We start from the raw sequence: 24,228 nt of genomic DNA, 5'->3' as shown, positions 1-24,228 counted from the left end.
GGGCCGGAGACCGCGGGACGCTCCCGGCCCCGCTCACACCGCCCGCCGGCGCCGCAGCCACAGCAGCGCCACCCAGGCCGGCGGCACCCGCACCCAGAAGGTCAGGGCCCGGTGCAGCAGCGCGGCGGACAGGGCCGCCTCCGGGGCCAGCCCGCAGGCGACGAGCCCCGCCGTGAGCGCGGCCTCCGAGGCTCCGATGCCGCCGGGGACGGGGACGGCAGCCGTGACGGCGGAGCTGCCCACCACGACGAGCACCAGCAGCAGCAGGGGCGCCTGTCCCCCGACGGCCCGGGCCGCGCACCACAGCGTGGCGGCGAACCCCAGCGGCACCGCCAGGTGGCCGGCGACGGCGACCACGACCCGGCCCGGGTGGGTCAGGACGCGGCGCAGGGCGGGCCACTCCGCGCGCACGGGCTCGACCACCCGCTCGGCCGCCCAGCGTCGCCACTGCGGGTGCAGGCGCACTGCGACCAGCGCGGTCGCCAGGGCCACGGTGCCCGCCCCCACGACGGGCCAGGGGACGCTGACGGCGGACTCGGTCGACCGCCCGGCGCCGAGCAGACCCGCGACGACGAGCACCCCCGTGACGACGAAGGACGTCGACTGCACGATGCCGATGGTCGTCACGGCCACGGCGAGCGGGAGCCCCCGCCGCTGCAGGTACCGCACCGTGAGCGCCACCCCGCCGGTGCTGGACGGGGTGACGAGGTTGACGAACGACGTGGCCAGCCAGAGGACGGACGTGCGCGCCACCGGCAGGCGCACGGGCGACAACGCGGTCATCGAGGCGACGTTGCCGAACAGCGGCACGAGCGAGCACACCGCGGCGGCGAGCACCCACTCCGGTCGCGCCGACCGCAGCCGCTCCCCCAGATCGGCCGCCTCCAACCGCCGCGCGAGCACGACGACGGCGACCACGGTGGCGACGACGAGGACGGCCCGCCACGCCCGGCGGCGGGCCGTCACCCGCCCGCTCAGGCGCTCAGGGCCGAACCCTGCTGCCACTGCTGGTAGGTCTCGTTCCACACGGTGAACCCGTTGCCCGGTTCGATGCCACGGTCGCTGCCGGTGTAGACGACGACGTCCCCGACCTTGGAGTTGTCGTACATCCACTTCGCGTCCTCGGTGCTCATGCCGGTGCAGCCGTGGCTGACGTTGGCCCGGCCCTGCGAGGACGCCGACCACGGCGCGGCGTGCAGGAACTCCCCGGAGTTCGTGACGCGCAGCGCGTACTTCACGTTGACGTTGTAGTAGTTGGGGTCGTTCTGCCCGATCCCCGTCGTCTCGGAGTTCATCTGCCGCGACGCCTCCAGGCTCATGATGACCTTGGTCCCGCTGCGAGTGACGAACTTCCCCCCGCTGCCGGACTGCCCCAGGGTCACGGGGATGGTCTTCACGACCTGCCCGTCGCGGGTGACGGTCAGCGTGTGGGCGGCGATGTCGACGGTGCTCACCATGGCCGAGCCGATCGTGAAGTCGATGTCGCGGGTCTTGCCCCAGACCCCCGGCGCCACCTCGACGGCCCCGAGGTCGATGTCGACGTGCACCTGGGAGTGGGCCGGCCAGTACTGCTCGGGGCGGTACTCGACCTTGGAGTCGGACTGCCAGCTCCACGAGCCGGCGACCGGTGCCGGGGTGACGGTGACGTGCAGGTTCTGCTCCACGACGCGGCGGCGGTCCTTCGCCACCGGGGAGTCGAAGGTCACGATGACGGGCATGCCGACCCCGACCTCCCGCCCGGACAGCGGCGCCACCGCGGGGAAGGCCGTCGCCCCCGGCGTCAGCGTGGTGAGGGTGCTGTCGTGCGTCGCGGACGCTCCGGAGGACCCCGCGGCGACGGCGTGGACGGTGTAGGCCGTCGCGACCGTCAGCGGGGCCTGGGAGGACCACGTCGTGCCCGCCGCGTCGAGGGCGCCGGGCACCGGGGTGCCGTCGGGCGCGGTGACGGTGACGTCCGTGAGCTTGCCGTCGGCCACGGCGACGGTGACCGGGGCGTCCGGGCGGACGTCCACCGCGGCGGCGGCCGGGGTCACGGTGAAGCTCGGCGGTGTCGCCGACGGCGAGGCCGACGGTCCCGCGCCCGTTCCCGCGGCGGCACCGGTCCCGTTCTCGGACTGGCAGGCCGCGACGGACGGGACCGCGGCGGCGGCCAGCAGGACCCCCACGAGCGTGCGTCGACGCACCGCAGCGGACTGGACGTGACTCTGGATCACAGACGTGCTCTCCCCCGGGCGCGAACGCCCCTCTCGTGCTTCCCCCGCCGACCATGGTGTCACCTCGGCGGTCCACCAGAGGGACGCCGCGCAGGTCCACCGCGTTGCACGACCGGTGTGACAGATCGGTGACACGGCCCCGGAACGCACGAGGGCCCCGCACCGGTCCGGTGCGGGGCCCTCGGGCCGAGCAGTCTCAGTGGGCGTGCTCGCCCTTGTAGTACTCGAACACCCAGCCGACGATCATCGGCACGGTGATGACGACGCCGATGAGCCAGAGCCACCAGCCGACGGCCACGCCGAAGAACGTGACCGCGCCACCGGCGGCCAGGTACAGCGGCCACCACGAGTGCGGGGAGAAGAAGCCCTGCTCCCCGGCACCCTCGGAGATGTCGGCCCGGGGGTTGTCCTCGGGGCGCTCGTCGATGCGGCGGGCGGTGATGGTCAGGTACGTCCCCACGAGGAGCGCCAGACCACCGGTGAGCAGGAGGGCGATGAAGCCCACCCACTCCTCCCAGCGGGTCAGCATCCCGTAGACGAAGGCGACGGGGATGAAGAACAGGATCCCGCCGGAGAACAGCCAGGTTTCAGGCTTCATCGGTCAGTGCCCTCCGTGGACGTCTTCACGGCCGCGACGGTCGGAGCCGCCGTACACCGCATCGAGCAGGTTGCCGCCACCGTCGTGGTTGTCGTGCGCCGCGACCTCGGGGTGGTGCAGGTCGAAGGCGGGACGCTCGGAGCGGATGCGCGGCAGCGACGTGAAGTTGTGCCGCGGCGGGGGGCAGGACGTGGCCCACTCCAGGGAGGCGCCGTAGCCCCACGGGTCGTCCACGGTGACCTTCTCGCCGTAGCGGGCGGTCCGGTAGACGTTCCAGAGGAAGGGCAGGAAGGACAGGCCCAGGACGAACGACCCGATGGTGGAGATCTGGTTCATCGTCTCGAAGCCCTCGCCCACGAGGTAGTCGGCGTAGCGGCGCGGCATGCCGGCCGCACCGAGCCAGTGCTGGATGAGGAACGTCGTGTGGAACCCGACGAACAGCAGCCAGAAGTGCAGCTTGCCCCAGCCCTCGTGCAGCATCTTCCCGGTGAGCTTGGGCCACCAGAAGTAGAAGCCGGCGAACATCGCGAACACGACCGTGCCGAAGACGACGTAGTGGAAGTGCGCGACCACGAAGTAGGAGTCGGACAGCTGGAAGTCCAGCGGCGGCGCGGACAGGATGACGCCCGTCAGACCACCGAAGAGGAACGTCACCAGGAAGCCGACCGACCACAGCATCGGGGTGTCGAAGGTCAGCGACCCGCGCCACATCGTCCCGAGCCAGTTGAAGAACTTCACGCCCGTCGGGACGGCGATGAGCATCGTCATGAAGGCGAAGAACGGCAGCAGGACCTTGCCGGTGACGTACATGTGGTGGGCCCACACGGTCACGGACAGCCCGGCGATGGAGATCGTCGCGAAGACGAGTCCCTTGTACCCGAAGACCGGCTTGCGGCTGAACACCGGGAAGATCTCCGTCACGATGCCGAAGAACGGCAGCGCGATGATGTAGACCTCCGGGTGCCCGAAGAACCAGAACAGGTGCTGCCACAGGATCGGGCCACCGTTGGCGGCCTCGAAGACGTGGGCGCCCATGATGCGGTCCGCGGCCAGCGCGAGCAGCGCGGCGGCCAGCACGGGGAAGGCCATGAGGATCAGGACGCTCGTGATGAGCGTGTTCCAGGTGAAGATCGGCATCCGGAACATCGTCATGCCGGGGGCGCGCATGCAGATGATCGTGGTGATGAAGTTGACCGCACCGAGGATCGTGCCGAACCCGGAGAACGCCAGGCCCATGACCCAGAGGTTGCCGCCCAGCCCCGGGGAGTGGACGACGTCGCTCAGCGGCGCGTAGGCGAACCAGCCGAAGCTCGCCGCCCCGCCGGGGGTGATGAAACCGGCGCCGGCGATGAGGCCACCGAACAGGAACAGCCAGAAGGCGAACATGTTCAGGCGCGGGAAGGCCACGTCCGGCGCGCCGATCTGCAGCGGCATGATCGCGTTCGCGAACGCCGAGAAGAGCGGGGTCGCGAACAGCAGCAGCATCACCGTGCCGTGCATGGTGAAGGCCTGGTTGTACTCGTTCTTGGTGGCGAACACCTGCATGCCGGGCTCGAAGAGCTCGGCGCGGATGAGCAGCGCCATGATCCCGCCGAGCAGGAACCAGATGAACGAGACGATGAAGTACAGGTTGCCGATGACCTTGTGGTCGGTGCTGGACAACCAGTTGGCGATGACGCGACCGCGGGAGCGCGGGACGACCGCACCGAGCGGCTGGCGCGAGGTGACGCGCGCTGCCGCGCCGGGCAGGTCGAGGCTCTCAGCAGCCATCAGTTCTCCTCCTCGTTCGAGTGGACCGAGTCGGCCTGGACGCCGGCGAGCTCCTCGGCCCCGGCGAGGGTCGTGGGCAGGGACCCGGTCTGGCCGGCGGCCGCGAGGTCGTCGAGGTGCTGCTGGTACTCCTCCGCCGAGACGACCTTGACGTTGAAGAGCATCTCGGAGTGGTACTCACCGCACAGCTCGGCGCACTTGCCCTTGAAGTCGCCCTCCTTGGTGGGGGTGACCTGGAACTTGTTCGGGCTGCCCGGGATCATGTCCATCTTCATGAGGAAGGCGGGGATCCAGAACGAGTGGATGACGTCGCGCGAGTACAGGTCGAACTGCACCGTCTCGTCGACCGGCAGGTACAGCGTCGGCAGCTCGGGCTCCACCCCGGCGCGACCGGTCAGGTCCGCCTGGCGGCCGGTGTCGTAGACGCCCGGCTGGGCGGCGTCGCCGTTGCCCTCGAGGTAGTTGAAGTCCCACGACCACTTCTTGCCGACGACCTGGACGGTGACGTCCGGCGTCTTGGAGGTGTCGAGGATGGCCTGCTGGTCACGCGCCACGTAGTAGAAGAGGACGCCGACCATCATGACCGGGACGATCGTGTAGAGGATCTCGATCGGCATGTTGTAGCGGACCTGCGCGGGCAGCTCCGGGTCGTCCTTGCGACGGCGGTAGGCCACGACGCACCAGATCGTCAGACCCCAGACCAGGACGCCGACCACGAGGGCGGCGATCCAGGACCCGTCCCACAGCTGGGAGATCCGCGGGGTCATGTCGGTGGCGCCGATGCTGGCGTCCGGCAGGAAGAAGTTGCTCGCCGACGCTTCCGGCCAGTCCCCCGCGCACCCGGTCAGCAGCAGCGCCGCAGCGCCGGTGAGGGCGCCGGCGACCAGCGCCTTGGGGGGACGGCGACGACGCGTCGCGCCCGAGTCTCGCGTACCCAACGTCGGCCTCTCCACGTGCGAGCAGTGAACGGGGACGTTTCGTGCTCCTGACGCGTTGGTCCTGAGCAGAGTGGTCCCTCGGGAGGAGAGACTACCCCCCGTCGTAGTCGTTCGGCCGATCGGGGCGCGCCGGGCCCGCCGGACGCAGGGGCCGGGGCTCGGGTCGGGACAGGGCGGTGCCCAGCGCACTGAGGTACGCACCCCGCGACACCTCCTGGACCCCCAGCGTCGCCAGGTGCTCCGTGCGCCACTGGACGTCGACGAGACGGCCGCTGACGCCGTCCGACGTCATGACCTCCGCCAGCGCCACCACGGCCGCCTTGGAGGCGTCGGTCACGCGGTGGAACTTGGACTCGGCCGCGAACAGGCCGCCGAGGCTGATGCCGTACAGACCGCCCACGAGCTGCCCGTCGCGCCACACCTCGACCGAGTGGGCCCACCCCAGGCGGTGCAGGCGGCCGTAGGCGCGGGCGACGTCCTCGGTGATCCAGGCGCCCTGCCGGGAGGGGTCCGCGCAGCCGGCCACGACGTCGTCGAAGGCCGTGTCGAGGCGGACCTCGAACGTGCGCAGCGACCGCCGCAACGAGCGTGAGACGTGCACGCGCTCGGGGACGAGCACGCCACGGGGGTCCGGGGACCACCAGCCCAGCGGCCCTCGACCACCCCCGCCCAGGCCCATGGGGAACAGGCCGGAGCGGTAGGCCTCCAGGACGGTCGCCGGCTGCAGGTCGCCCCCGGCCGCGACGAGGTCCTCGCCCTCCTCGACGGCGACGTCGCCGAAGGCGAACCGGGACCGGCCGACGTCGAAGCGCTGCCGGCCGACCGGCTCACGCGGCGGGGCCAGCGCCCAGACGCGAGCGGCCCCCGTCCCCGGAGAGGGGGCGGGGGCCGGTCGGCCGGAGGCTCGGTCAGCTGAAGGAGTCACCGCAGGCGCAGCTGCTCCCGGCGTTCGGGTTGTCGATGGTGAAGCCCTGCTTCTCGATGGTGTCGGCGAAGTCGATCGTCGCGCCGTCGAGGTAGGGGCCGCTCATCTTGTCCACGACGACCCCGACGCCGTCGAAGTCGCGCACGGCGTCCCCGTCGAGGGTGCGCTCGTCGAAGTAGAGCTGGTAGATGAGGCCGGAGCAGCCGCCGGGCTGGACGGCGATGCGCAGCCGCAGGTCGTCGCGACCCTCCTGCTCGAGCAGGGTGCGCACCTTGGTCGCGGCCACGTCGGTCAGCAGGACTCCGTGGGTCGCCGGCTCGGCGGTCGCGGTGGTGTCGCTGGTGGTGGTCATGAGCATCGTCTCCGGTAGCGCTCGCGGCGGGCTGTCGTCGGGGTCAACCGCCGGGGCGGTCGCCGTGTTCCCCGGCGGGTCGGACCACAGCAGGTTACGCCCGCCCGGCGGCGGTCCCCCGCCCGGCGAGGCCGTCCAGCAGCAGGACCTCCCCGAGGCAGACCCTGGTGAAGTCCTCCAGGTGCAGCGACTCGTCGGCGCCGTGGGCGCGCGAGTCGGGGTCCTCGACCCCCGTCACGAGGATGGCGGCCCGCGGGTAGACCGCGGACAGCTCGGCGATGAACGGGATCGACCCGCCCATGCCCATCTCGACGGCCGGGACGCCGAACGCCGCCGTGAACGCCTCGCGGGCGACGGCGTGGGCCGGGGCCGAGGTGTCGGCCGAGAAGGCCTGGCCCAGCTCCCCGTCGTCCACGCGCACGCGCGCACCGAAGGGCGCGTTGGCGAGCAGGTGCCGGCGCAGCGCGGTCATCGCGGCCGAGGGGTCCTGGCCTGGGGCGATCCGCATGCTGATCTTCGCGCGGGCCGACGGGACGAGCGTGTTGCTCGCGCGGTCCACGGGCGTGGCGTCCAGGCCGATGACCGAGATGGCCGGCTTGGTCCACAGCCGGTCGGCGACCGTGCCCGTCCCGGCCAGCCGCACCTCGGGCAGCACGCCCGCGTCGGCGCGGAAGGTGGCCTCGTCGAGGTCGACCACGGGCGCCTGGGAGGTGTGCAGCCCGTCGACGGCGACGTCCCCGTCGGCGTCGTGCAGCGTCGCGAGCAGCCGGGCCAGGCAGGTCAGCGCGTCCAGCACCGGCCCGCCGTTGACCCCGGAGTGCACCGCGTGGGACAGGACGTCGACGGTCACGTCGCAGTCGACGAGGCCGCGCAGCGTCGTCGTGAGCGCCGGCACGCCGACCCGCCAGTTGCCGGAGTCGGCCACGACGATGACGTCGGCTGCGAGGGCCTCGCGGTGCTCGTCGAGGAAGGCGGCGAACGTCGGGGACCCGATCTCCTCCTCCCCCTCGACGAAGACGGTGACCCCGACCCCCTCGTCCGGGCCCCACGTCGGCAGCAGCGTCCGCAGCGCGTGCACGTGCGCCATGACGCCGGCCTTGTCGTCGGCGGCACCGCGGCCGAACAGCCGGCCGTCGCGCTCGGTCGGCTCGAACGGCGGGCTCGACCAGTCCTCGTCGCGCCCCGGCGGCTGGACGTCGTGGTGGGCGTACAGCAGGACCGTCGGCGCCCCGGCCGGGGCGGGGCGGTGGGCGATGACCGCGGGGTGGGACTCCAGGTCGGCGCCGTCGGGGCCGACGCCGGCCGCCCGGGCCGTCACCACGTCGACCTGCGGCACCCCGGCCCCCCGCAGCAGCTCGGCGACGGCGGCGGCGCTGGCGTGGACGTGGGTGGCGTCGAAGGCGCGGGCCGAGACGCTGGGGAGGCGGACGAGGGCCTCGAGGTCGGCCCGGGTCGCGGCGTCCTGGGCGGCCGAGGCGGCGCGCAGCGTCGCGAGCCGGCCGGCCACCCCTTCGTCCGCGCGGTCGGTGCCGGGACGGGGGCTGTCGTCGGTCGGGACCGTGGCATCACTCACACCGGGGACGCTACACAGCGGCGCCGCAGCGCCGTTCCGGCCTCCCCCGGTGACGTACCCTTCACGTGTGTTCGGACGCTCGAAGGACAAGTCGGCCCCCACGGTGGAGGCGCCCGCCGTCGAGCTGACGAAGGTGGGTGGCAAGGGACGCCCGACGCCCAAGCGCAGCGAGGCGCAGGCCCGCAACCAGCGCCCGCTCGTCCCGGCCGACCGCAAGGAGGCGCAGAAGGCGAACCGCGCGGCGCAGCGCGAGGAGCGCGCCAAGATGCAGGCCGCCCTGCTCACCGGGGACGAGCGCTACCTGCCGATCCGCGACCGCGGTCCGCAGAAGCGGTTCGTCCGCGACGTCGTCGACGCCCGCCGCAACGTGGGCGAGTACTTCCTCATCATCGCCGGGATCTCGCTGGTCCTGTCGATGGTCGCCACCCCGCTGGGGTCGACGACGCTGGTGCTCGGCACCACCCTGCTGATCTACGCGATGCTCGCGATCGTCGTGATCGACAGCATCTTGCTGGGCCGCAAGGTGAAGCGGGCCGTCGCCGCCAAGTTCGACGCTCCCGAGCGCGGGCTCGTCGGCTACGGGGTCACCCGCGCCCTGCAGATCCGCCGCATGCGCCGCCCGGTCCCCATGGTGGCCCGCGGCGCCCACCCCGCCTGAGCCCCGCGCCGTGAGCCCCGCACCCACGACCCACTCCCGCGCGGTCCGCTGGACGACGACGATCGCCGTCGCCGTCGCGGTCCTCATCATCGTCACCGGCGGCACCGTCCGCGTCACCGGCTCCGGGCTGGGCTGCCCGACGTGGCCGCGCTGCACCGACGACTCCTTCACGTCCGCCACGGCCGCCACCGGCCTGCACGGCGCGATCGAGTTCGGCAACCGCATGCTGACGACGGTCATCTGCGTCGCCGTGGGGGCCGTCATCATCGCCTGCCTCCTGCAGCGGCCGCGCCACCGCGCGCTGCTGTTCTCGGCCTGGGGCCAGTTCGTCGGCGTCCTGCTCAACGCGGTCGTGGGCGGCATCACCGTCCTCACCGGCCTGAACCCCTACGTCGTGGCCCTGCACTTCCTCGCCGCGATCGCCCTGCTCGTCTCCACGACCGTCAGCTACGACATCGCCCACCGGGCGGTCGTCCCGGCACCGGCCGAGGCCACCCGCCGCCTCGCGCGCTGGCTGGTCGCCGCGACCGGCGTCGTGGTCGTGGTCGGCACCGTCGTGACGGGCGCCGGTCCGCACCCCGGCGACAGCGCCGAGGTGCACCGCATCCCGGTGCACTGGGCGACGATCACCGTCGTGCACGGCGTGTTCGCGCTGGCCGCCCTGGCCCTGGCGGCCGCGGTCGTCGTGGTCGCCAAGCGCGCCGGCGACGACCTGGTCCGCCGCCGCGCCACCCTCCTGCTCGTGCTCTTCGTGGCCCAGGCCGCGCTCGGCACGTTCCAGAGCCTGGACGGCCTGCCCGGTCTGGCTGTCGTCCTGCACCTCGGTGGGGCGGCCCTCACCGCGGCCGGTGCGACGCGCGTCCTGCTCGCCGCGCGGTCCACCACCGTGGACCGCCGCGCCCCGGAGGCGCTGGCCGTCTGAGAACCCCGACCCTCGACCCCCGCGGGGCGTCGGGTTAGGTTCACGACCATGGAGTTCCGACACCTCGGTCGCAGTGGTCTGAAAGTCTCCGAGATCACCTACGGCAACTGGCTCACCCACGGTTCTCAGGTCGAGAACGAGGCGGCCGTCGCGTGCGTGCACGCCGCCCTCGACGCCGGCATCTCGACGTTCGACACGGCCGACGTCTACGCCAACACGGCCGCCGAGACGGTCCTCGGCACGGCGTTGAAGGGGCAGCGCCGCGAGAGCCTCGAGATCCTCACCAAGGTCTACTTCCCCACCGGCCCCAAGGGGCACAACGACTCCGGCCTCTCCCGCAAGCACGTCCTGGAGTCGATCGACGGATCGCTGCGCCGCCTCGGCACCGACCACGTCGACGTCTACCAGGCGCACCGCTGGGACGTGGCGACGCCCGTCGAGGAGACGATGCAGGCCTTCGCCGACGTCGTCCGCGCGGGCAAGGCGCTCTACATCGGCGTCAGCGAGTGGACCGCCGACCAGTTGCGGCAGGGCCACGAGCTCGCCGACGAGCTGGGGTTCCAGCTCATCTCCAACCAGCCGCAGTACTCCGCGCTCTACCGCGTCATCGAGCCCGAGGTGGTCCCGACCTCGCGGGAACTCGGCATCTCGCAGATCGTCTTCTCCCCCGTCGCCCAGGGCGTGCTGACCGGGAAGTACACCCCGGGCGGGGCACCGCCGGAGGGCAGCCGCGCCACGGACGAGAAGGGCGGCAAGCAGATGATCAGCCGCTGGATGCGCGACGACGTGCTGTCGCGGGTCCAGGAGCTGAAGTCGGTCGCGCGCGAGCTCGAGCTGTCGATGGCCCAGCTCGCCGTGGCGTGGGTGCTGCAGAACGACAACGTCGCCTCGGCGATCATCGGCGCCTCCCGCCCCGAGCAGGTGCAGGAGAACGTCAAGGCGTCCGGGGTGACGATCCCGGCCGAACTGCTGCAGCGCATCGACGACGTCCTCGGCGACGTCGTCGAGAGGGACCCGGCCCGCACCGCCGCGACCTCCCCCACCGAACGCCCCTCCTGACCCCTCCGCGGGTCACGTGGGGGTGGGATCGTTGACGCATCCGGCTCACAGGATGAGCCGGATGCGTCGACGAGGACTCCCCCGGAGGTTGCGTCAGTCGGCGGGGCGCAACGAGAGCGGCCCGTACACCTTCGCGCCGTCGGCCCACAGGTGGGCGTTCTCGACGCCCTGCTCGCGCAGCCCGCGCCACGCCTCGCCGATCCACACCTCGGCGTCGGACTGCGTCGGGAAGACGGCGCCCTCCCCCTCGACGGCCCGGCCCTCGGCGTCCTCGTAGGTCCACGTCCACTGCGTCGGTCTCACGGGACGACGCTACCCGGCGCGGTGCTTGGCCACCGAGGCGTCGTGCGCGCCGTGGTGCCCGTGGCCACCGGCCCCCGGACCGTGCCCCTGGCGACGCAGCAGGTCGAACACCGCCAGGACCAGGGCCAGCAGCACGAGGCCGAGCGAGACGCGCAACCCGTGCGAGAGGGCCTGCCCGAAGACGTCCTGCACCTGCGGCGGCGTCCCCTGCCCCGACCCGGCCGAACGGGCCTGCCCGCCGAGGCCGGAACCGGCGACGGTGGAGAAGAAGATCGCCGTGGTGGCGGCGACGCCGACGGCCGAGCCGACGCGCTGCCCCGTCTGCAGCACCCCGCCGGCCACGCCCGCGACCCGCGGGGGGACGTCGGCGAGGGCGAGCGTCTGGTTCGGGGAGATGACGAGGCCGGAACCGGCCCCCGCGACGGCGAGGCACGCGGACAAGGCGATCGCCCCGGACGTCCCCTGCACCGAGGCGGCGACGAGGTCGGCGGCGAGCAGCCCCACCGCGACCACGGCGAGCCCGATGACGACGACGGTCCGCCCCCGCGTCGCGACCTGGCGGCCCCCGACCTGCGCGAAGATCCCGGACAGCACGGCGAACGGCGTCTGCACCAGTCCGGCCTGCCACGGCGCGAGACCGAGGCCGGACTGCAGGTAGAGCGTCACCACGAGGAAGATCCCCGTGAACCCCGCGAAGTAGGCGATGCCGACGAGGGCTCCGTTGCGGTAGGACCGGGTCCTGACGAGATCGGCGTCCACGACGGGCTCGCGGCCGTGCCGGCCCTCCCACCGCTCCCACGCCACGAACGCGACGAGCAGGACGGCGGCGGGCAGCAGGAACCACCAGCGGGCGGGCGAGTCCCCCTGCCCGGTGGTCAGGACGAACGGCAGCATGCCCAGGACGGTGGCGGCGGCGAGCAGCAGCAGCCCCGGGACGTCGAGGTGCAGCCGGCCGGGTGAGCGGTTCGGGTCCCTGCCGGGCAACCACTTCCACGCCAGCGGGATGAGGACGATCCCGATGGGGACGTTGACGAGGAACACCCCGCGCCAGCCCTCCTGCTCGCCGAAGACGGCGAGGATGCCGCCGCCGAGGAGCGGGCCGACGGCGGTCGACAACCCGATCGTCGTGCCGAAGGCGCCGAACGCCCGGCCCCGCTCGGCGCCGGTGAACAACTGCTGGATGAGGGCGAGGACCTGCGGGTTGACCAGGCCGGCGCTGATGCCCTGCGCCAGCCGGACGACGGCCAGCGCTGTCGCCGACTGGACGAGCCCGGCGGCCGCGCTCGTCAGGACGAACCCGCCGAGGCCCACGACGAACATCAGCCGGCGCGAGTACAGGTCACCGATGCGCCCGGCGGGGACGAGGACGAGCCCGAAGGCGAGCGCGTACCCCGCGACGATCCACTGGACCTGCGAGGACCCCGCCCCGAGGGAGGACTCGATGGAGGGCAGGGCGACGTTGACGATGGAGACGTCCAGCAGGGTCATGAACCCCACGACGAGGCACACCGCGAGGGCGCGCCAACGGTTGGGGTCGGGGGCGCCCCGGTCCTGCTCGGGGGTGGGGCGCCGGGCCGTGTCGGTCACGGATCTCCTCGGGGTTTCGCTCGGGCAACCGTCGAAGCGTCACCCGCGCGGACCCACCCCACAACTCGGGACTAGCGGTCGCTCTCCCGGCGCATCCGGCTCGCCGCGAGCTCGTCGAGGACCCGCCGCGCCCAGCCGGGACCCTCGTAGATGAACGACGTGTAGGCCTGGACCAGGGAGGCCCCGGCGTCGAGGCGTTCGGCGACGTCGGCCGCCGTCTCGATGCCGCCGACCCCGACGAGGACGAGCGAGCCGTGGGTGCGCGCGGCCAGCCGGCGCAGCACCTCCAGCGACCGGGCCTTGAGCGGGGCACCGGACAGTCCCCCGCCGCCCGCGGCCCCGACGACGTCCGCGGGGGTCCGCAGCCCCTCGCGCCCGATGGTCGTGTTCGTCGCGACGATCCCGTCCAGGCCGAGTTCGAGGGCGAGGTCGGCCACGGCGTCGACGTCGTCGTCGGACAGGTCCGGGGCGATCTTCACCAGGAGCGGGACGTGCCGGTGCGCGGCGCCGTCGGCGGCCTCGCGCACCGCGGACAGGACCGGCCGCAGCTTCTCGACGGCCTGCAGGTTCCGCAGTCCGGGGGTGTTCGGGGAGGAGACGTTGACGACGAGGTAGTCGGCGTAGGGGGCCAGCAGCCGCGCGGAGGTCGCGTAGTCCGCGGCCGCGTCGTCCTCCTCGACGACCTTGCTCTTGCCGATGTTCACGCCGACGACGACGGGGTGCGCGGGCGGGACGGCGCGGTACTGCCGCAACCGCTTCGCGACGACCTCGGCCCCGTCGTTGTTGAACCCCATCCGGTTCACGACGGCGCGGTCGGCCACGAGCCGGTGCAGCCGGGGCTTGGGGTTCCCCGGCTGCGGCAGCGCCGTGACGGTGCCGACCTCGACGCAGGAGAACCCGAAGTGCCCCAGCGAGCCCAGTCCCGTCGCGTTCTTGTCGAAGCCTGCCGCGAGCCCGAGCGGGGTCGGGAAGTCGAGCCCGAGGGCCCGCACCCGCAACCGGTCGTCGTCGGTGGTGAAGCTGCGGCGCAAGACGTCCGGGACCACCGGGACGCGGCCGGCGAGCCGCATCCCGGCGAACGCCCAGCGGTGTGCGACCTCGGCGTCGATGCGGGTCAGGACGTGCCGGTAGAGGGTCTTGTACGCACGTCCGCCGGCCACGCCTGCACCCTAACGGGGGTCAGTCGAGCGAGGCGGTACGGGTCTCGCGCAGCAGGGCCAGTGAGACGAGGCTCACGACGGCCGTGCCGGCGAGGTAGTAGCCGACCCAGCCGACGCCGAGCGCGGAGGCGAGCTGGACCGCGGTGTAGGGCGCGAGCGAGGCGCCGAGGATCGACCCGGAGTTGAAGGCCAGCGAGGCCCCCGTGTAGCGGACGTTCGTCGGGAACAGCTCGGGCAGGTAGGCGCCGATCGGCCCGAAGACGAGCCCCATGAAGAACAGCCCGGCGCACAGCCAGACCATGACGAGGGACGTCTGCCCCGACCCGAGCAGCGGCCCGGTGAGCAGGCCGACGACCGCACCGCCGACCATCGCGCTCGCCAGCACCGGCCGGCGCCCGAAGCGGTCCGAGAGCCAGCCCGACAGCGGCGTCGCGGCGGCCATGAAGAGGACGGCGACGCACAGCATGAGCAGGAACTGCTGGCGCGAGTAGCCCAGGGTCTTCGTGCCGTAGCTCAGCGACCACGTCGTGGTCAGGTAGAAGAGCGTGTACGTGAGCATGACCGAGAACGCGCCGAGCACGACGACCTTGCCGCTGCGGCGGAACGTCTCGGCGACGGGGACGCGCACGGCGCGCTCCTCGGCGAGGGCCTTGGCGAAGACCGGCGTCTCGGCCAGGCTCAGCCGGATCCACAGACCGAGGACGACGAGCAGGGCGCTCAGCAGGAACGGGACGCGCCAGCCCCAGGACAGGAACGTCGCGTCGTCCATCTGCGTCGCCAGCAGGATGAAGAGGGTGTTGGCCAGGACGAACCCGAACGGCGCCCCGAGCTGGGGGAACATGCCGTAGAGGGCCCGGCGGTGGGGCGGGGCGTTCTCCGTCGCCAGCAGCGCCGCGCCGCCCCACTCCCCGCCGAGGCCGAACCCCTGCCCGAACCGCAGGACGCACAGCAGCGCCGGGGCGAGGTTGCCCGCGGAGGCGTGCGTGGGCAGCACACCGATGAGGACGGTCGAGATCCCCATGACGAGCAGTGCCGCGACGAGCGTCGTCTTGCGCCCCACCCGGTCCCCGAAGTGGCCGAAGAACACGGACCCGACGGGGCGGGCGACGAAGGCGATGGCGAACGTGGCCAGCGAGGCGAGCGTCGCCGCGGTGTCGTTGTCGGAGGGGAAGAACAGCGCCGGAAACACCAGCACGGCCGCCGTGGCGTAGACGTAGAAGTCGTAGAACTCGATCGTCGTGCCGATGAGGCTGGCGGCGGCGACCTTGCCGACGGGGTTGGTGGGCGGCGCGGTCTGCGTCGTCGTCTGCGTGGGGCCTGACGTGGCGGACATGGCGGAACCTTCGGGGCATCGGGACGGGAGGGAGCCCCCAGGGGTCCTCCTGGCCGGGCGGTCGACACCCGCTGCGCACCGGGGTCGCCGTCGCCGCTCCGGGTGTCCCCGCAGACTACGTGCGGCCTGTGAGGTGTCCAAGTCCCGGAATGAGCGTCTCAGTCCGTGAGACGGACGACCTCGCCGGTCCGGGCGGCCTCGCGGGCCGCGTCCACGACCCGGCAGGTGCGCACGGCGTCCGACGCCTCCACGGGCACGGGCCCCTCACCGCGCACGGCCGCCGCGAACGCCGTGTAGAAGTCGGGCCAGCGACCCTGCTCGCTCGGCACCCGTCGCACCTGACCACCGCCGACGGCGAGCGCACCCCAGCGGCTCGGCGGTTCGCTCCCCCACGCCGCACCGTCCCCCCGGGGCGTCCGGCCGGCGACGAGGAGTTCCTCCTGGACGTCCATCGGCGAGTCCACGACGAAGGTCCCCGCCGTGCCGGTGAGCCGGAACCGCGGCCCCGGCACGGGCTGCTTCCACGAGCCCGACAGTTCGCTGCGCACGCCGTCGCGGTGCGTCAGCTGAAGGCGGAACTCCAGCTCCGCACCGTCCGCGCCGCGGCTCTGCGCGGCGACGGCGGTGACCGGGCCGAACAGGTGCAGCGCCTGGTCGACGAGGTGGGCGCCGAAGTCGCGCAGCAACCCGCCGCCGGCGGCGGGCGGGTCGGTCGGTTCCCACCGCTCGAAGGCGGACTCGAAGCGCACCACGTCCCCGAGCTCGCCGTCGGCCAGCACCCGACGCAGCGTCAGCAGGTCGGAGTCCCAGCGGCGGTTCTGGTACGGCGAGAGCAGCCGCCCGGCCGCCCGGGCGCGCTGGACGGTCGCCTCCGCGGCGGCCGCGTCGAGCGCGAACGGCTTGTCGCACACGACGTGCGCGCCGAGGTCGAGCGCCTCGTCCGTCAGCGCCGTGTGCGTCGCGGCCGGGGTCGACACGACGACGACCTCGGCCCCGGCGGCGACGGCCTCCGCCGTCGAGCCGACGACCTCGACCCCGGGGTGCTCGGCACGGGCCAGGGCCGCCCGGTCGGGATTCGTCGTGACGACGAACCCCAGCCGGGTGCCCACGGCCCCCTCGACGACGGGGGCGTGGAAGAACCGGCCACCGCCGCCGTAGCCGACGAGCGCGAAGACGACGTCACGGGAGCTCATGGCGCCACCGTAGCGAGCGGCGCCCCCCGGCGGGGCTCAGACGCGGCAGACGTCGGAGCGGACGAGGAACCGCACCCCGTCCGGGGCCTCCAGGGAGAACCCCGAACCCCGGCCGGGGACCAGGTCGATGGTCAGCTCCGTGTGCGACCACACCCGGTACTGCTCCTTCGACATCCACACACCCACGGTGAACCCCTCGGTCCGTCCGTCCGCACCGTCGAGCGGTGGGACCTCGACGTTCCCGAGGAACTCGTCCGCGTCCGACAGGATGAAGTCGCCGTCCGCGAAGCACATGGGAGAACTGCCGTCGCAGCACCCCCCGGACTGGTGGAACATCAGGTCCCCGTGCCGGGCCCGGAGGCTGCGGAGCTCCGCCGCGGCCTCCGGGGTCAGACCGACGGCCACCTCAGAAGAAACCGAGCTTGGACGTCGAGTAGCTGACCAACAGGTTCTTCGTCTGCTGGTAGTGGTCGAGCATCATGGCGTGGTTCTCGCGGCCGATCCCCGAGCTCTTGTACCCGCCGAACGCCGCGTGCGCGGGGTAGGCGTGGTAGTTGTTCGTCCACACCCGCCCGGCCTGGATGCCGCGGCCCATGCGGTAGGCGAGGTGGATGTCGCGCGACCACACGCCCGCCCCGAGGCCGTAGAGCGTGTCGTTGGCGATCTTCAGGGCGTCGTCCGGGTGGTCGAACCGGGTGACGGAGACGACGGGCCCGAAGATCTCCTCCTGGAAGATGCGCATCGAGTTGTCGCCCTCGAACACCGTCGGGTTCACGTAGTACCCGCCGGACAGCTCCCCGCCGAGGTCGGCGCGCTCCCCGCCCGTCAGCAGCCTCGCGCCCTCCTTCTTGCCGATGTCGATGTAGGACAGGATCTTCTCGAGCTGGTCGTTGCTGGCCTGCGCGCCGATCATCGTCTCGGTGTCGAGCGGGTTGCCCTGCTTGACGGCCTTCGTCCGCTCGAGGGCGTGGGCCAGGAACGAGTCGTAGATGCCGCTCTGCACCAGGGCCCGCGACGGGCACGTGCACACCTCGCCCTGGTTGAGGGCGAACATCGTGAACCCCTCGAGGGCCTTGTCGTAGAAGTCGTCGCGCTCGGCGGCGACGTCGTCGAAGAACACGTTCGGGCTCTTGCCGCCGAGTTCCAGGGTCACGGGGATGAGGTTCTGGCTGGCGTACTGCATGATCAGCCGGCCGGTGGTCGTCTCGCCCGTGAAGGCGATCTTGCGGATGCGCGGGTTGCTCGCCAGGGGTTTGCCGGCCTCGGCGCCGAACCCGTTGACGACGTTGACGACGCCCGGGGGCAGCAGGTCCCCGATGACGTCCATGAGCAGCATGATCGAGGCCGGCGTCTGCTCGGCCGGCTTGAGGACGACGGCGTTGCCCGCCGCGAGCGCGGGGGCCAGCTTCCAGATCGCCATGAGCAGCGGGAAGTTCCAGGGGATGATCTGCCCGACCACGCCGAGGGGTTCGTGGAAGTGGTACGCGACGGTGTCGTCGTCGATCTGGGAGATCCCGCCCTCCTGGGCGCGGACGACCCCGGCGAAGTACCGCAGGTGGTCCACGACGAGGGGCAGGTCGGCGGCGAGGCACTCGCGGACGGGTTTGCCGTTGTCCCACGACTCGGCGACGGCCAGCTTCTCGAGGTTCGCCTCGATGCGGTCGGCGATGCGGTTCAGGACGAGGGCGCGTTCGGCGACGGACGTCCGGCCCCAGGCGGGGGCGGCGGCGTGCGCGGCGTCGAGGGCGCGTTCGATGTCGGCGGCCGTGCCGCGGGCGACCTCGGTGAACGTCTGGCCGTTGACGGGACTGGGGTTCTCGAAGTACTGGCCCTCGGCGGGGGCGACGCGTTCGCCGCCGATCCAGTGGTCGTAGCGGTCGGCGTACTCGACGACGCTCCCGGCGCGTCCGGGTGCCTCGTAGACCGGCATGGGAGACCTCCACGGTGAGGGGACGACGACTGCTCCGTCGCCGTGGCCCCACCCTGCGCCCGCGGGCGTTGCAACGCCGTTGCACCTCCCGGCCAGGGTCAGCCGCGCAGCCGCTCCCAGCGGGCCAGCGCCTCCGCGCGGCCGGGGTCACCGGGACCCAACCGCGCGACGAGGTCGCGGGCGACGACGACGTCGCGGCGACCGGCCTCGGTGCGCGAGAACTCCAGCAGGGCGCGGTCGTCGTCGCCCTCCAGGACGGCCGAGCGCAGCTCCAGGAGCAGCTCCTCGCGCAGGTCGCGGACCCCCGGCGCGTCCGATCCCGGCAGCAGGTCCCCCGACCAGTCCGCGACGGCCTCGCGGACCCGTCCGGCCCGCAGCGCGGTGCGCACGTCGAGCGCGTCGCAGCGCAGCTCCCCGACGACCCGGTAGGGCGCCGGCGACAGGTCCAGGCCACCGTGCGTGCGGTCGCGCAGGACCGCCCGCAGGCGGTGGACCTCGGCGCGCACCGAGACGGGGGCGAGGTCGCGCTCGTCGAGCTCGGCCGCGAGCTGCGCGGCGGACAGCCCCGACGCCGGCGCGAGGGCCAGGAGGAGCAGGACCTCGCTGTGCCGCAACGACAACGGACGGGTCTGACCTCCGGCCGTGAGCGTCGGCGCGGGCCCGAGGACCGACAGGCGGGGTGTCGTGGGCGTCGGTGCGGCCACCCCGGGCGCGAGCCGGCGCCGCAGGGCCACCACCCGCAGCTCGGCCTCCACGGCCCCGACGGCGGCCTGCACGAACTCCAGGGCCCGCTCGCGGCCGAGGTCGTCGCCCCCGGTGAGGTCCAGGACGCCGAGGACCTCACCGGTCAGGGGGTGGCGGACCGGGGCCGCCGAACAGCTCCACCCCGCCACGGCCGTGGCGTAGTGCTCCCCCTGGCTCACCCGGACGGGTCGTCCCAGGGCCAGCGCCGTGCCGGGCGCGTTGGTGCCGGCGACGTCCTCGCTCCAGCGGGCGCCCTCGGTGAAGGCCATCCGGTCGGCGGCCCGCCGCAGACCCGCGTCGCCCTCCACCCACAGCAGCGTCCCGTCGGCGTCGCTGACGGCCATGAGGACGGGCACGCCCAGGGGCTCGGCCAGGAGCAGCCGGCGGGCGGTCGGCAGCACGGCGGCCAGCGGGTGCGCCTCGCGACGGGCGCGCAGGTCGGAGGGGTCGGCCACGACGGGCGGGGCGACGCGGTCGGGGTCCAGGCCCGTGCGCCGGGCGCGCCACCAGGAGGAGGAGACGAGCTCACGGGCTCCGGGCAGCGGTGTGCCCACCGCGGTACCGGCCGTCCGGGCCAGCCAGTCCTCGCGCGCCCCGGTCGACTCCCCCGACGTCATCCCCCGACCTCCCCCCGGGGCCGTCCTCGGGCCCGGGTGCGTTCACGGTAGGCGGGGCGCTCCGGCGCGACAACCCTGTCCGTGTGCGACCCGCCGGACGGTGGGCGCACCGCCACCGGGACGAGCGGGTGGGACCATGCCGGGGCACACGCGGACCCTTCCCCGCACCACGCCCCGCCCCCGTCCACGAGGAGTCCCGATGACCGACGGCCCGCGGCCGTTGAACCTGCGCGAGATCGCGGAGGGCCTGCGCTCCCCGCACACCTCCGAGGCGCGGCCGCGCCGGGTGGCGCCCCTGCTCCCGGCCTCCCGCGCCGACGAGCTCGCGCGGTGGCTGGCCGGGACGCAGGACCGGGACGTCGCCGCGCCGCTGGACCGCGTCCGCCTCGTCGTCTTCGCCGGCGACCACGGTGTCGCGGCGCGCGGCATCTCCCGCCTGGAACCGGGCTGGACCGCCTCCGCCGTCCGCGACCTGGTCGCCGGGCGCGGACCCGTCGCCACCCTGGCCGCGCAGGTCGGCGCGCACGTCGAGGTGCACGCCCTGGGTGTGGACTGGGGCGCGGACGGACCCGTGGACGTCCCGGCCTCCGTCCTGACCGGGGCCCTGCACCCCTCCGGCGACGTCGCCCGCGAGGACGCCCTGACCGAGGCCGAGGTCGAGGCGGCCGTGCGGACGGGCGCCGAGGTGGCCGACGCCGCCGTCGACGCCGGCGTGGACCTGCTCGTGCTGGGCGACCTGGGGGTCGGCGCCACGGCGGTCGCCTCGACGCTCGTGGCCGTCTGCCTGCGCAAGGGCGCGGTCGACGTCGTGGGCCGCGGCAGCGGGATCGACGACGACGCCTGGATGCGCAAGACCGCCGCCGTGCGCGACGCCGTCCGCCGCGGCCGCAAGCTGGCGACGCGGCCGACCGCCGTCCTGCAGGCCGTCGGCAGCGCCGACGTCGCGGCGGCCGTCGGGTTCCTGCTCCGCTCGGCCGCCCGCCGCACCCCCGTCCTGCTCGACGGCAGCCTCGGGATCGCGGCGGCCCTGCTGGCCTCCCGCGGGGTCCCGGGTGCGGAGAAGTGGTGGCAGCTGGGGGCCTCGACGGCCGAACCGGCGCAGGCCCTGGCCGCCGAGCGGCTCAAGCTGCCGCCCGTGCTCGAGCTCGGCGCCGGGCGCGGGGGCGGGGCCGGTGCCCTCGCCGCCGTCGGGGTGCTGCGGGCGGCGCAGACGCTCGCCGCGGCCGACGAGGCGGACCTGCCGCCGCTGCCGGACCCGGAACCCGAGCCCGAGCCGGAATCAGAACCCGAGATCGAGCCCGAGCCCGAGGCCGCCCCGGAGGCTCAGACCGAGGCCGCCCCCGACGAGGACAGCGCCCGCCCGAACGTGTGACCGGTGGCCGAGCGGTCCAGCTCGATGAACCCGGTGCGGCGGTAGAACTCCACCGCACCGGGGTTGGCCGCCGAGACCCCCAGGTGCACGCCCGGGGACCCCGCGGCGGCCAGCTGGGCGCACAGCCGGTCGACGAGCCGCCGGCCGAGCCCGCGCCCCTGCAGCCGCGGCAGCAGGTCGACGTGCAGGTGCGAGGGGTACCGCGGTGACTGCTGCGAGGAGTCGTCCGCCCACAGCGGGTCCGGCCGCACGCCCTCGTGGACGATCCGCAGGAGCCACTCGTCGTAGGTGCCGGCGAACCCGTCCTCCGGGCGCGGGTACCGGCGGCGCAGCGGCGGCCACCAGTGCTCCTCGCGCCAGGCCTCGAACCGGGCCGTGTCGAGGCAGCCCAGCACGTAGCCCGCCGGGCCCTCCTCGTCGAGGACGAGGGTGCCGAAGGAGGCGCCGTCGACGCCGTAGGCGTGGGCGTAGGGCGCGGCGTACACGTCACCGAGCAGGTCGGGGAAGGCCGTGCGGGCGCTCGCGTCGGCGCCGCTGTCCCCCGTCAGCCGGCACAGGACCGACAGCACCGGGGCGTCGTCGGGCACGACGGGCCGCCACCGGACCCCCGGGACGACCTCCGGCCCGGTCCCGTCCGCCCCACCCTCGTCCCCGGCTGCTCGCACACGGTCACGTTAGGGTGCCCGGGTGCCGCGTCTCCTCCTCAGCAGCAAGTCGGTCAAGAGCGTGTCGGTGGACGCCCTGGTGCTCGGGCTGACGCCCGCCGCGCCGGGTGCGAAGGCCACCGCGCCCGTCCTGCTGGGGGGTGAGGACCTCCCCCGGGCGACCCGCTCCGCCCTCGTCGACGCCGCCGTCGCCATCGGCGCCACCGGGGCGGCCGGTCAGGTCCACCTCGTGCCGGGCGTCGCGGGACTGGGCACCGGTCTCGTCGCCCTCACGGGCGTGGGGGCCTCCCCCGACGCCGAGGCGCTGCGCCGCGCGACCGGTGCGGCCATCCGCGCGCTCGCCGGGCACCGCCGCGTGGCGCTGGGCCTGCCGGTGGCGGACGCCACGGCGGCCGCGGCCCTCGCCGAGGGCGCGGCCCTGGGCGCCTACGCCTTCACCCGCTACCGCGCCGCGACCCGCGAACCCGTCGCCGAGGTGACGCTGCTCGTCGACAAGCCGCGGGACAAGGCGCTGCGCGCGGCGCTCGACCGCGCCGGCGTGGTGGCCGCGGCCGTGCACACCGCTCGCGACCTCATCAACACCGCCCCCGCGGACCTCGCGCCCGCCGACCTCGCCGACGCCGCCGTGCAGGCGGCCGCCGGCACCGGGTTGACGGTGCGCGTGCTGGACGAGGAGGCGCTGGCGGCCGGCGGCTACGGCGGCATCCTCGGCGTCGGCCAGGGCTCCTCGCGCCCGCCGCGCCTGGTGGTCCTCGAGCACGCCCCGGCGCGCGCCAAGGGCCACCTCGCCTTCGTCGGCAAGGGCATCACGTTCGACTCCGGCGGCCTGTCGATCAAGCCGGCGGCCGGCATGGAGACCATGAAGAGCGACATGTCGGGGGCGGCGGCCGTCCTCGCCGCGGTGCGCGCCGTCGCCGAGCTGGACCTGCCCGTGAAGGTGACCGGCTGGCTGGCCGTCGCCGAGAACATGCCGTCGGGCACGGCGATCCGCCCCTCCGACGTCCTGACGATGTTCGGCGGGACGACGGTCGAGGTCCTCAACACCGACGCCGAGGGCCGCCTCGTCCTCGGCGACGCCCTCGTCGCCGCGTCCGCCGAGCAGCCGGACGCCGTCGTCGACGTCGCCACCCTCACGGGTGCGCAGGTCGTCGCGCTGGGCAACCGGGTCTCGGGCGTCATGGGCAACGACGACGCGTTCCGCACCGCGCTGCTCGCCGCGGCCGACCGGGCCGGGGAGTCGTTCTGGCCCATGCCGCTGCCCGATGAGCTGCGCGCGACGCTGGACTCCCCCGTCGCGGACCTGGCCAACATCGGCGACCGGGCCGGCGGGATGCTCGTGGCCGCCGTCTTCCTGCGCGAGTTCGTCGGCAGCACGCCGGCGGGGACGCCGATCCCGTGGGCGCACCTGGACATCGCCGGTCCCGCCTTCGCGACGGGCGAGCCGTGGGGCTACACGCACCGCGGTGGGACCGGCGTCGCCGTGCGCACCCTCGTGGCGCTCGCCGAGGACCACGCGCGGCGCTGAGGAGGGCCGTTTCCGGACGTCCCCCGGAAGGGGGACGTCCATTCTCCGGAAGGCCGGCCGCAGGAATGCGCGAGGGCGCCGTGGAAGTGATCACCTGGGATCGTTTTCCGACGCCGAGTCGTTGCGTCGCACGATGTTCATCCCGCATTCTTTCCGGCGTGGTGACGGGACTGCTCCAGACGGGTGATCCTCTTCCTTCTGATGTCCTACACGGTGAGCAACTAGCTATATGCTCACCGTGACGGCCTAGTTCGGGGGCGTCACTTCCGACCGGTTCGGTTCTCTCAACCAGACACCCCGGTGTGCACCGGGGCACACGTCACGGAGGCACCATGTCCACGCGCCAGACCACGTCCACCCGCGGTTCCCTGCAGCGCCTCGCGCGCACCGCGGCCCTGTCGCTGACCGCGGCCGCCGTCATCGCCGGCGGCGGTCTCGGTGCGGCGGCGTCGGCGTCGGCCGCCCCGTCCGCCACCGTGACGGTGACGAAGTCGGCGCCCGGCCTCAAGGGTTCCTCCGACACCCAGCGCAAGGAGTCCTCGACCGACCGCAAGGAGTCGTCGACGGACCGCAAGGAGTCCTCCACCAACCGCAAGGAGAGCTCGACCGACCGCAAGGAGTCCTCGACCAACCGCAAGGAGTCGACGGTCACCCGCAAGGAGAGCACGGTCGAGCGCAAGGAGTCCTGGACCGCCGAGAAGGAGCGCTGAGCGCACCGGACCGAAGGCTCGACACCCCCCGACACGAGCTGGTCGGACGGCACCTCCCCACCACGGGGAGGTGCCGTTCCT

At 73.6% G+C, this 24,228-nt stretch carries 23 protein-coding genes; 6 read left to right on the top strand and 17 right to left on the bottom strand.

Features of this window, described 5'->3' with window-relative positions; all coding sequences use genetic code 11:
• Positions 1–33: 33 nt before the first annotated feature.
• From AB1207_RS01610 to AB1207_RS01575, 8 genes are all read right to left on the bottom strand, one after another.
• Complete coding sequence (locus tag AB1207_RS01610) at positions 34–966, bottom strand: lysylphosphatidylglycerol synthase transmembrane domain-containing protein (RefSeq protein ID WP_367636017.1); 933 nt, start codon at positions 964–966, stop codon at positions 34–36.
• Between the two features lie 8 nt (positions 967–974).
• Positions 975–2,183, bottom strand: coding sequence for a L,D-transpeptidase (locus AB1207_RS01605; RefSeq protein WP_367636016.1), 1,209 nt, complete (start codon positions 2,181–2,183; stop codon positions 975–977).
• A gap of 226 nt (positions 2,184–2,409) precedes the next feature.
• Complete coding sequence (locus AB1207_RS01600) at positions 2,410–2,811, bottom strand: cytochrome c oxidase subunit 4 (RefSeq protein WP_367636015.1); 402 nt, start codon at positions 2,809–2,811, stop codon at positions 2,410–2,412.
• Positions 2,812–2,814: 3 nt separating this feature from the next.
• Complete coding sequence (gene ctaD / locus AB1207_RS01595; protein WP_367636014.1) at positions 2,815–4,581, bottom strand: aa3-type cytochrome oxidase subunit I; 1,767 nt, start codon at positions 4,579–4,581, stop codon at positions 2,815–2,817.
• On the bottom strand, positions 4,581–5,519 hold the full coding sequence (ctaC, locus tag AB1207_RS01590) for an aa3-type cytochrome oxidase subunit II (protein WP_367636013.1): 939 nt from the start codon (positions 5,517–5,519) through the stop codon (positions 4,581–4,583). The genes ctaD and ctaC overlap by 1 nt, the downstream gene beginning before the upstream one ends.
• Before the next feature lie 91 nt (positions 5,520–5,610).
• The gene (gene aat, locus AB1207_RS01585; RefSeq protein ID WP_367636012.1) at positions 5,611–6,444 is read right to left on the bottom strand and encodes a leucyl/phenylalanyl-tRNA--protein transferase; all 834 of its coding nucleotides are present in this window, start codon (positions 6,442–6,444) and stop codon (positions 5,611–5,613) included.
• Entirely contained in the window at positions 6,428–6,796 is a 369-nt protein-coding gene (locus AB1207_RS01580; RefSeq protein WP_367636011.1) for a HesB/IscA family protein, read from the bottom strand. Before AB1207_RS01580 ends, aat begins: the two co-directional genes overlap by 17 nt.
• A 94-nt stretch (positions 6,797–6,890) precedes the next feature.
• Complete coding sequence (locus AB1207_RS01575) at positions 6,891–8,369, bottom strand: dipeptidase (protein WP_437178839.1); 1,479 nt, start codon at positions 8,367–8,369, stop codon at positions 6,891–6,893.
• A gap of 67 nt (positions 8,370–8,436) precedes the next feature.
• Here AB1207_RS01575 and AB1207_RS01570 point away from each other — a divergent pair, with 67 nt between their 5' ends.
• Genes AB1207_RS01570 through AB1207_RS01560 form a run of 3 tightly spaced genes read left to right on the top strand, consistent with a single transcriptional unit; the run spans position 8,437 to position 11,008 of the window.
• Positions 8,437–9,027 carry a DUF3043 domain-containing protein gene (locus tag AB1207_RS01570; protein ID WP_367636010.1) on the top strand — a complete coding sequence of 197 codons (591 nt, stop codon included), beginning with the start codon at positions 8,437–8,439 and terminating at the stop codon, positions 9,025–9,027.
• Positions 9,028–9,037: 10 nt separating this feature from the next.
• Positions 9,038–9,949, top strand: coding sequence for a COX15/CtaA family protein (locus AB1207_RS01565; RefSeq protein ID WP_367636009.1), 912 nt, complete (start codon positions 9,038–9,040; stop codon positions 9,947–9,949).
• A gap of 48 nt (positions 9,950–9,997) precedes the next feature.
• A complete protein-coding gene (locus AB1207_RS01560) occupies positions 9,998–11,008 on the top strand; it encodes an aldo/keto reductase family protein (protein WP_367636008.1) in 1,011 nt (336 codons plus the stop codon).
• 93 nt (positions 11,009–11,101) lie between these two features.
• Here AB1207_RS01560 and AB1207_RS01555 read toward each other — a convergent pair whose 3' ends face one another.
• The 8 genes from AB1207_RS01555 to AB1207_RS01520 all read right to left on the bottom strand — a co-directional run bounded on the left by AB1207_RS01555 (position 11,102) and on the right by AB1207_RS01520 (position 19,875).
• On the bottom strand, positions 11,102–11,311 hold the full coding sequence (locus AB1207_RS01555) for a hypothetical protein (protein WP_367636007.1): 210 nt from the start codon (positions 11,309–11,311) through the stop codon (positions 11,102–11,104).
• 9 nt (positions 11,312–11,320) lie between these two features.
• Positions 11,321–12,898: an MFS transporter gene (locus AB1207_RS01550; RefSeq protein ID WP_367636006.1), complete on the bottom strand. Its 1,578-nt coding sequence runs from the start codon at positions 12,896–12,898 to the stop codon at positions 11,321–11,323.
• A gap of 71 nt (positions 12,899–12,969) precedes the next feature.
• The gene (locus tag AB1207_RS01545) at positions 12,970–14,058 is read right to left on the bottom strand and encodes a quinone-dependent dihydroorotate dehydrogenase (protein WP_367636005.1); all 1,089 of its coding nucleotides are present in this window, start codon (positions 14,056–14,058) and stop codon (positions 12,970–12,972) included.
• Between the two features lie 19 nt (positions 14,059–14,077).
• Positions 14,078–15,391 carry an MFS transporter gene (locus AB1207_RS01540; RefSeq protein WP_367636004.1) on the bottom strand — a complete coding sequence of 438 codons (1,314 nt, stop codon included), beginning with the start codon at positions 15,389–15,391 and terminating at the stop codon, positions 14,078–14,080.
• A 158-nt stretch (positions 15,392–15,549) separates the two neighbouring features.
• The gene (locus AB1207_RS01535) at positions 15,550–16,584 is read right to left on the bottom strand and encodes a Gfo/Idh/MocA family protein (protein WP_367636003.1); all 1,035 of its coding nucleotides are present in this window, start codon (positions 16,582–16,584) and stop codon (positions 15,550–15,552) included.
• Between the two features lie 36 nt (positions 16,585–16,620).
• Positions 16,621–16,989 carry a DUF779 domain-containing protein gene (locus tag AB1207_RS01530; protein WP_367636002.1) on the bottom strand — a complete coding sequence of 123 codons (369 nt, stop codon included), beginning with the start codon at positions 16,987–16,989 and terminating at the stop codon, positions 16,621–16,623.
• Between the two features lies 1 nt (position 16,990).
• Positions 16,991–18,514, bottom strand: coding sequence for an acetaldehyde dehydrogenase ExaC (exaC, locus tag AB1207_RS01525; RefSeq protein WP_367636001.1), 1,524 nt, complete (start codon positions 18,512–18,514; stop codon positions 16,991–16,993).
• Between the two features lie 98 nt (positions 18,515–18,612).
• Positions 18,613–19,875 carry a GAF domain-containing protein gene (locus tag AB1207_RS01520; RefSeq protein ID WP_367636000.1) on the bottom strand — a complete coding sequence of 421 codons (1,263 nt, stop codon included), beginning with the start codon at positions 19,873–19,875 and terminating at the stop codon, positions 18,613–18,615.
• A 199-nt stretch (positions 19,876–20,074) separates the two neighbouring features.
• Between AB1207_RS01520 and AB1207_RS01515 the strand changes: the two genes are divergently transcribed.
• The gene (locus tag AB1207_RS01515) at positions 20,075–21,247 is read left to right on the top strand and encodes a nicotinate-nucleotide--dimethylbenzimidazole phosphoribosyltransferase (protein ID WP_367635999.1); all 1,173 of its coding nucleotides are present in this window, start codon (positions 20,075–20,077) and stop codon (positions 21,245–21,247) included.
• On the opposite strand, the gene AB1207_RS01510 is transcribed toward AB1207_RS01515, so the two are convergent.
• Complete coding sequence (locus AB1207_RS01510) at positions 21,199–21,912, bottom strand: GNAT family N-acetyltransferase (protein ID WP_367635998.1); 714 nt, start codon at positions 21,910–21,912, stop codon at positions 21,199–21,201. The two genes, AB1207_RS01515 and AB1207_RS01510, sit on opposite strands and share 49 nt — an antisense overlap.
• A gap of 22 nt (positions 21,913–21,934) precedes the next feature.
• Between AB1207_RS01510 and AB1207_RS01505 the strand changes: the two genes are divergently transcribed.
• Together AB1207_RS01505 and AB1207_RS01500 are read left to right on the top strand one after the other, a co-directional pair.
• Positions 21,935–23,437, top strand: coding sequence for a leucyl aminopeptidase (locus tag AB1207_RS01505; protein ID WP_367635997.1), 1,503 nt, complete (start codon positions 21,935–21,937; stop codon positions 23,435–23,437).
• A gap of 332 nt (positions 23,438–23,769) precedes the next feature.
• Positions 23,770–24,147 (top strand): hypothetical protein, encoded by a 378-nt coding sequence (locus AB1207_RS01500; RefSeq protein WP_367635996.1) that lies wholly within the window; start codon positions 23,770–23,772, stop codon positions 24,145–24,147.
• Positions 24,148–24,228: the final 81 nt, after the last annotated feature.

This window comes from Kineococcus endophyticus (assembly GCF_040796495.1).
GTDB classification, from domain to species: domain Bacteria; phylum Actinomycetota; class Actinomycetes; order Actinomycetales; family Kineococcaceae; genus Kineococcus; species Kineococcus endophyticus.
This window is presented reverse-complemented; position numbering and strand designations above follow the sequence as displayed.

Bases quoted from the DNA above. Each gene is read 5' to 3' on its own strand.
- AB1207_RS01520 (WP_367636000.1), bottom strand. From the start codon at position 19,875: ATGACGTCGGGGGAGTCGACCGGGGCGCGCGAGGACTGGCTGGCCCGG.
- AB1207_RS01580 (WP_367636011.1), bottom strand. From the start codon at position 6,796: ATGACCACCACCAGCGACACCACCGCGACCGCCGAGCCGGCGACCCAC.
- AB1207_RS01540 (WP_367636004.1), bottom strand. From the start codon at position 15,391: ATGTCCGCCACGTCAGGCCCCACGCAGACGACGACGCAGACCGCGCCG.
- exaC (WP_367636001.1), bottom strand. From the start codon at position 18,514: ATGCCGGTCTACGAGGCACCCGGACGCGCCGGGAGCGTCGTCGAGTAC.
- AB1207_RS01535 (WP_367636003.1), bottom strand. From the start codon at position 16,584: ATGAGCTCCCGTGACGTCGTCTTCGCGCTCGTCGGCTACGGCGGCGGT.
- AB1207_RS01560 (WP_367636008.1), top strand. From the start codon at position 9,998: ATGGAGTTCCGACACCTCGGTCGCAGTGGTCTGAAAGTCTCCGAGATC.
- AB1207_RS01600 (WP_367636015.1), bottom strand. From the start codon at position 2,811: ATGAAGCCTGAAACCTGGCTGTTCTCCGGCGGGATCCTGTTCTTCATC.
- AB1207_RS01515 (WP_367635999.1), top strand. From the start codon at position 20,075: ATGACCGACGGCCCGCGGCCGTTGAACCTGCGCGAGATCGCGGAGGGC.
- ctaD (WP_367636014.1), bottom strand. From the start codon at position 4,581: ATGGCTGCTGAGAGCCTCGACCTGCCCGGCGCGGCAGCGCGCGTCACC.
- AB1207_RS01500 (WP_367635996.1), top strand. From the start codon at position 23,770: ATGTCCACGCGCCAGACCACGTCCACCCGCGGTTCCCTGCAGCGCCTC.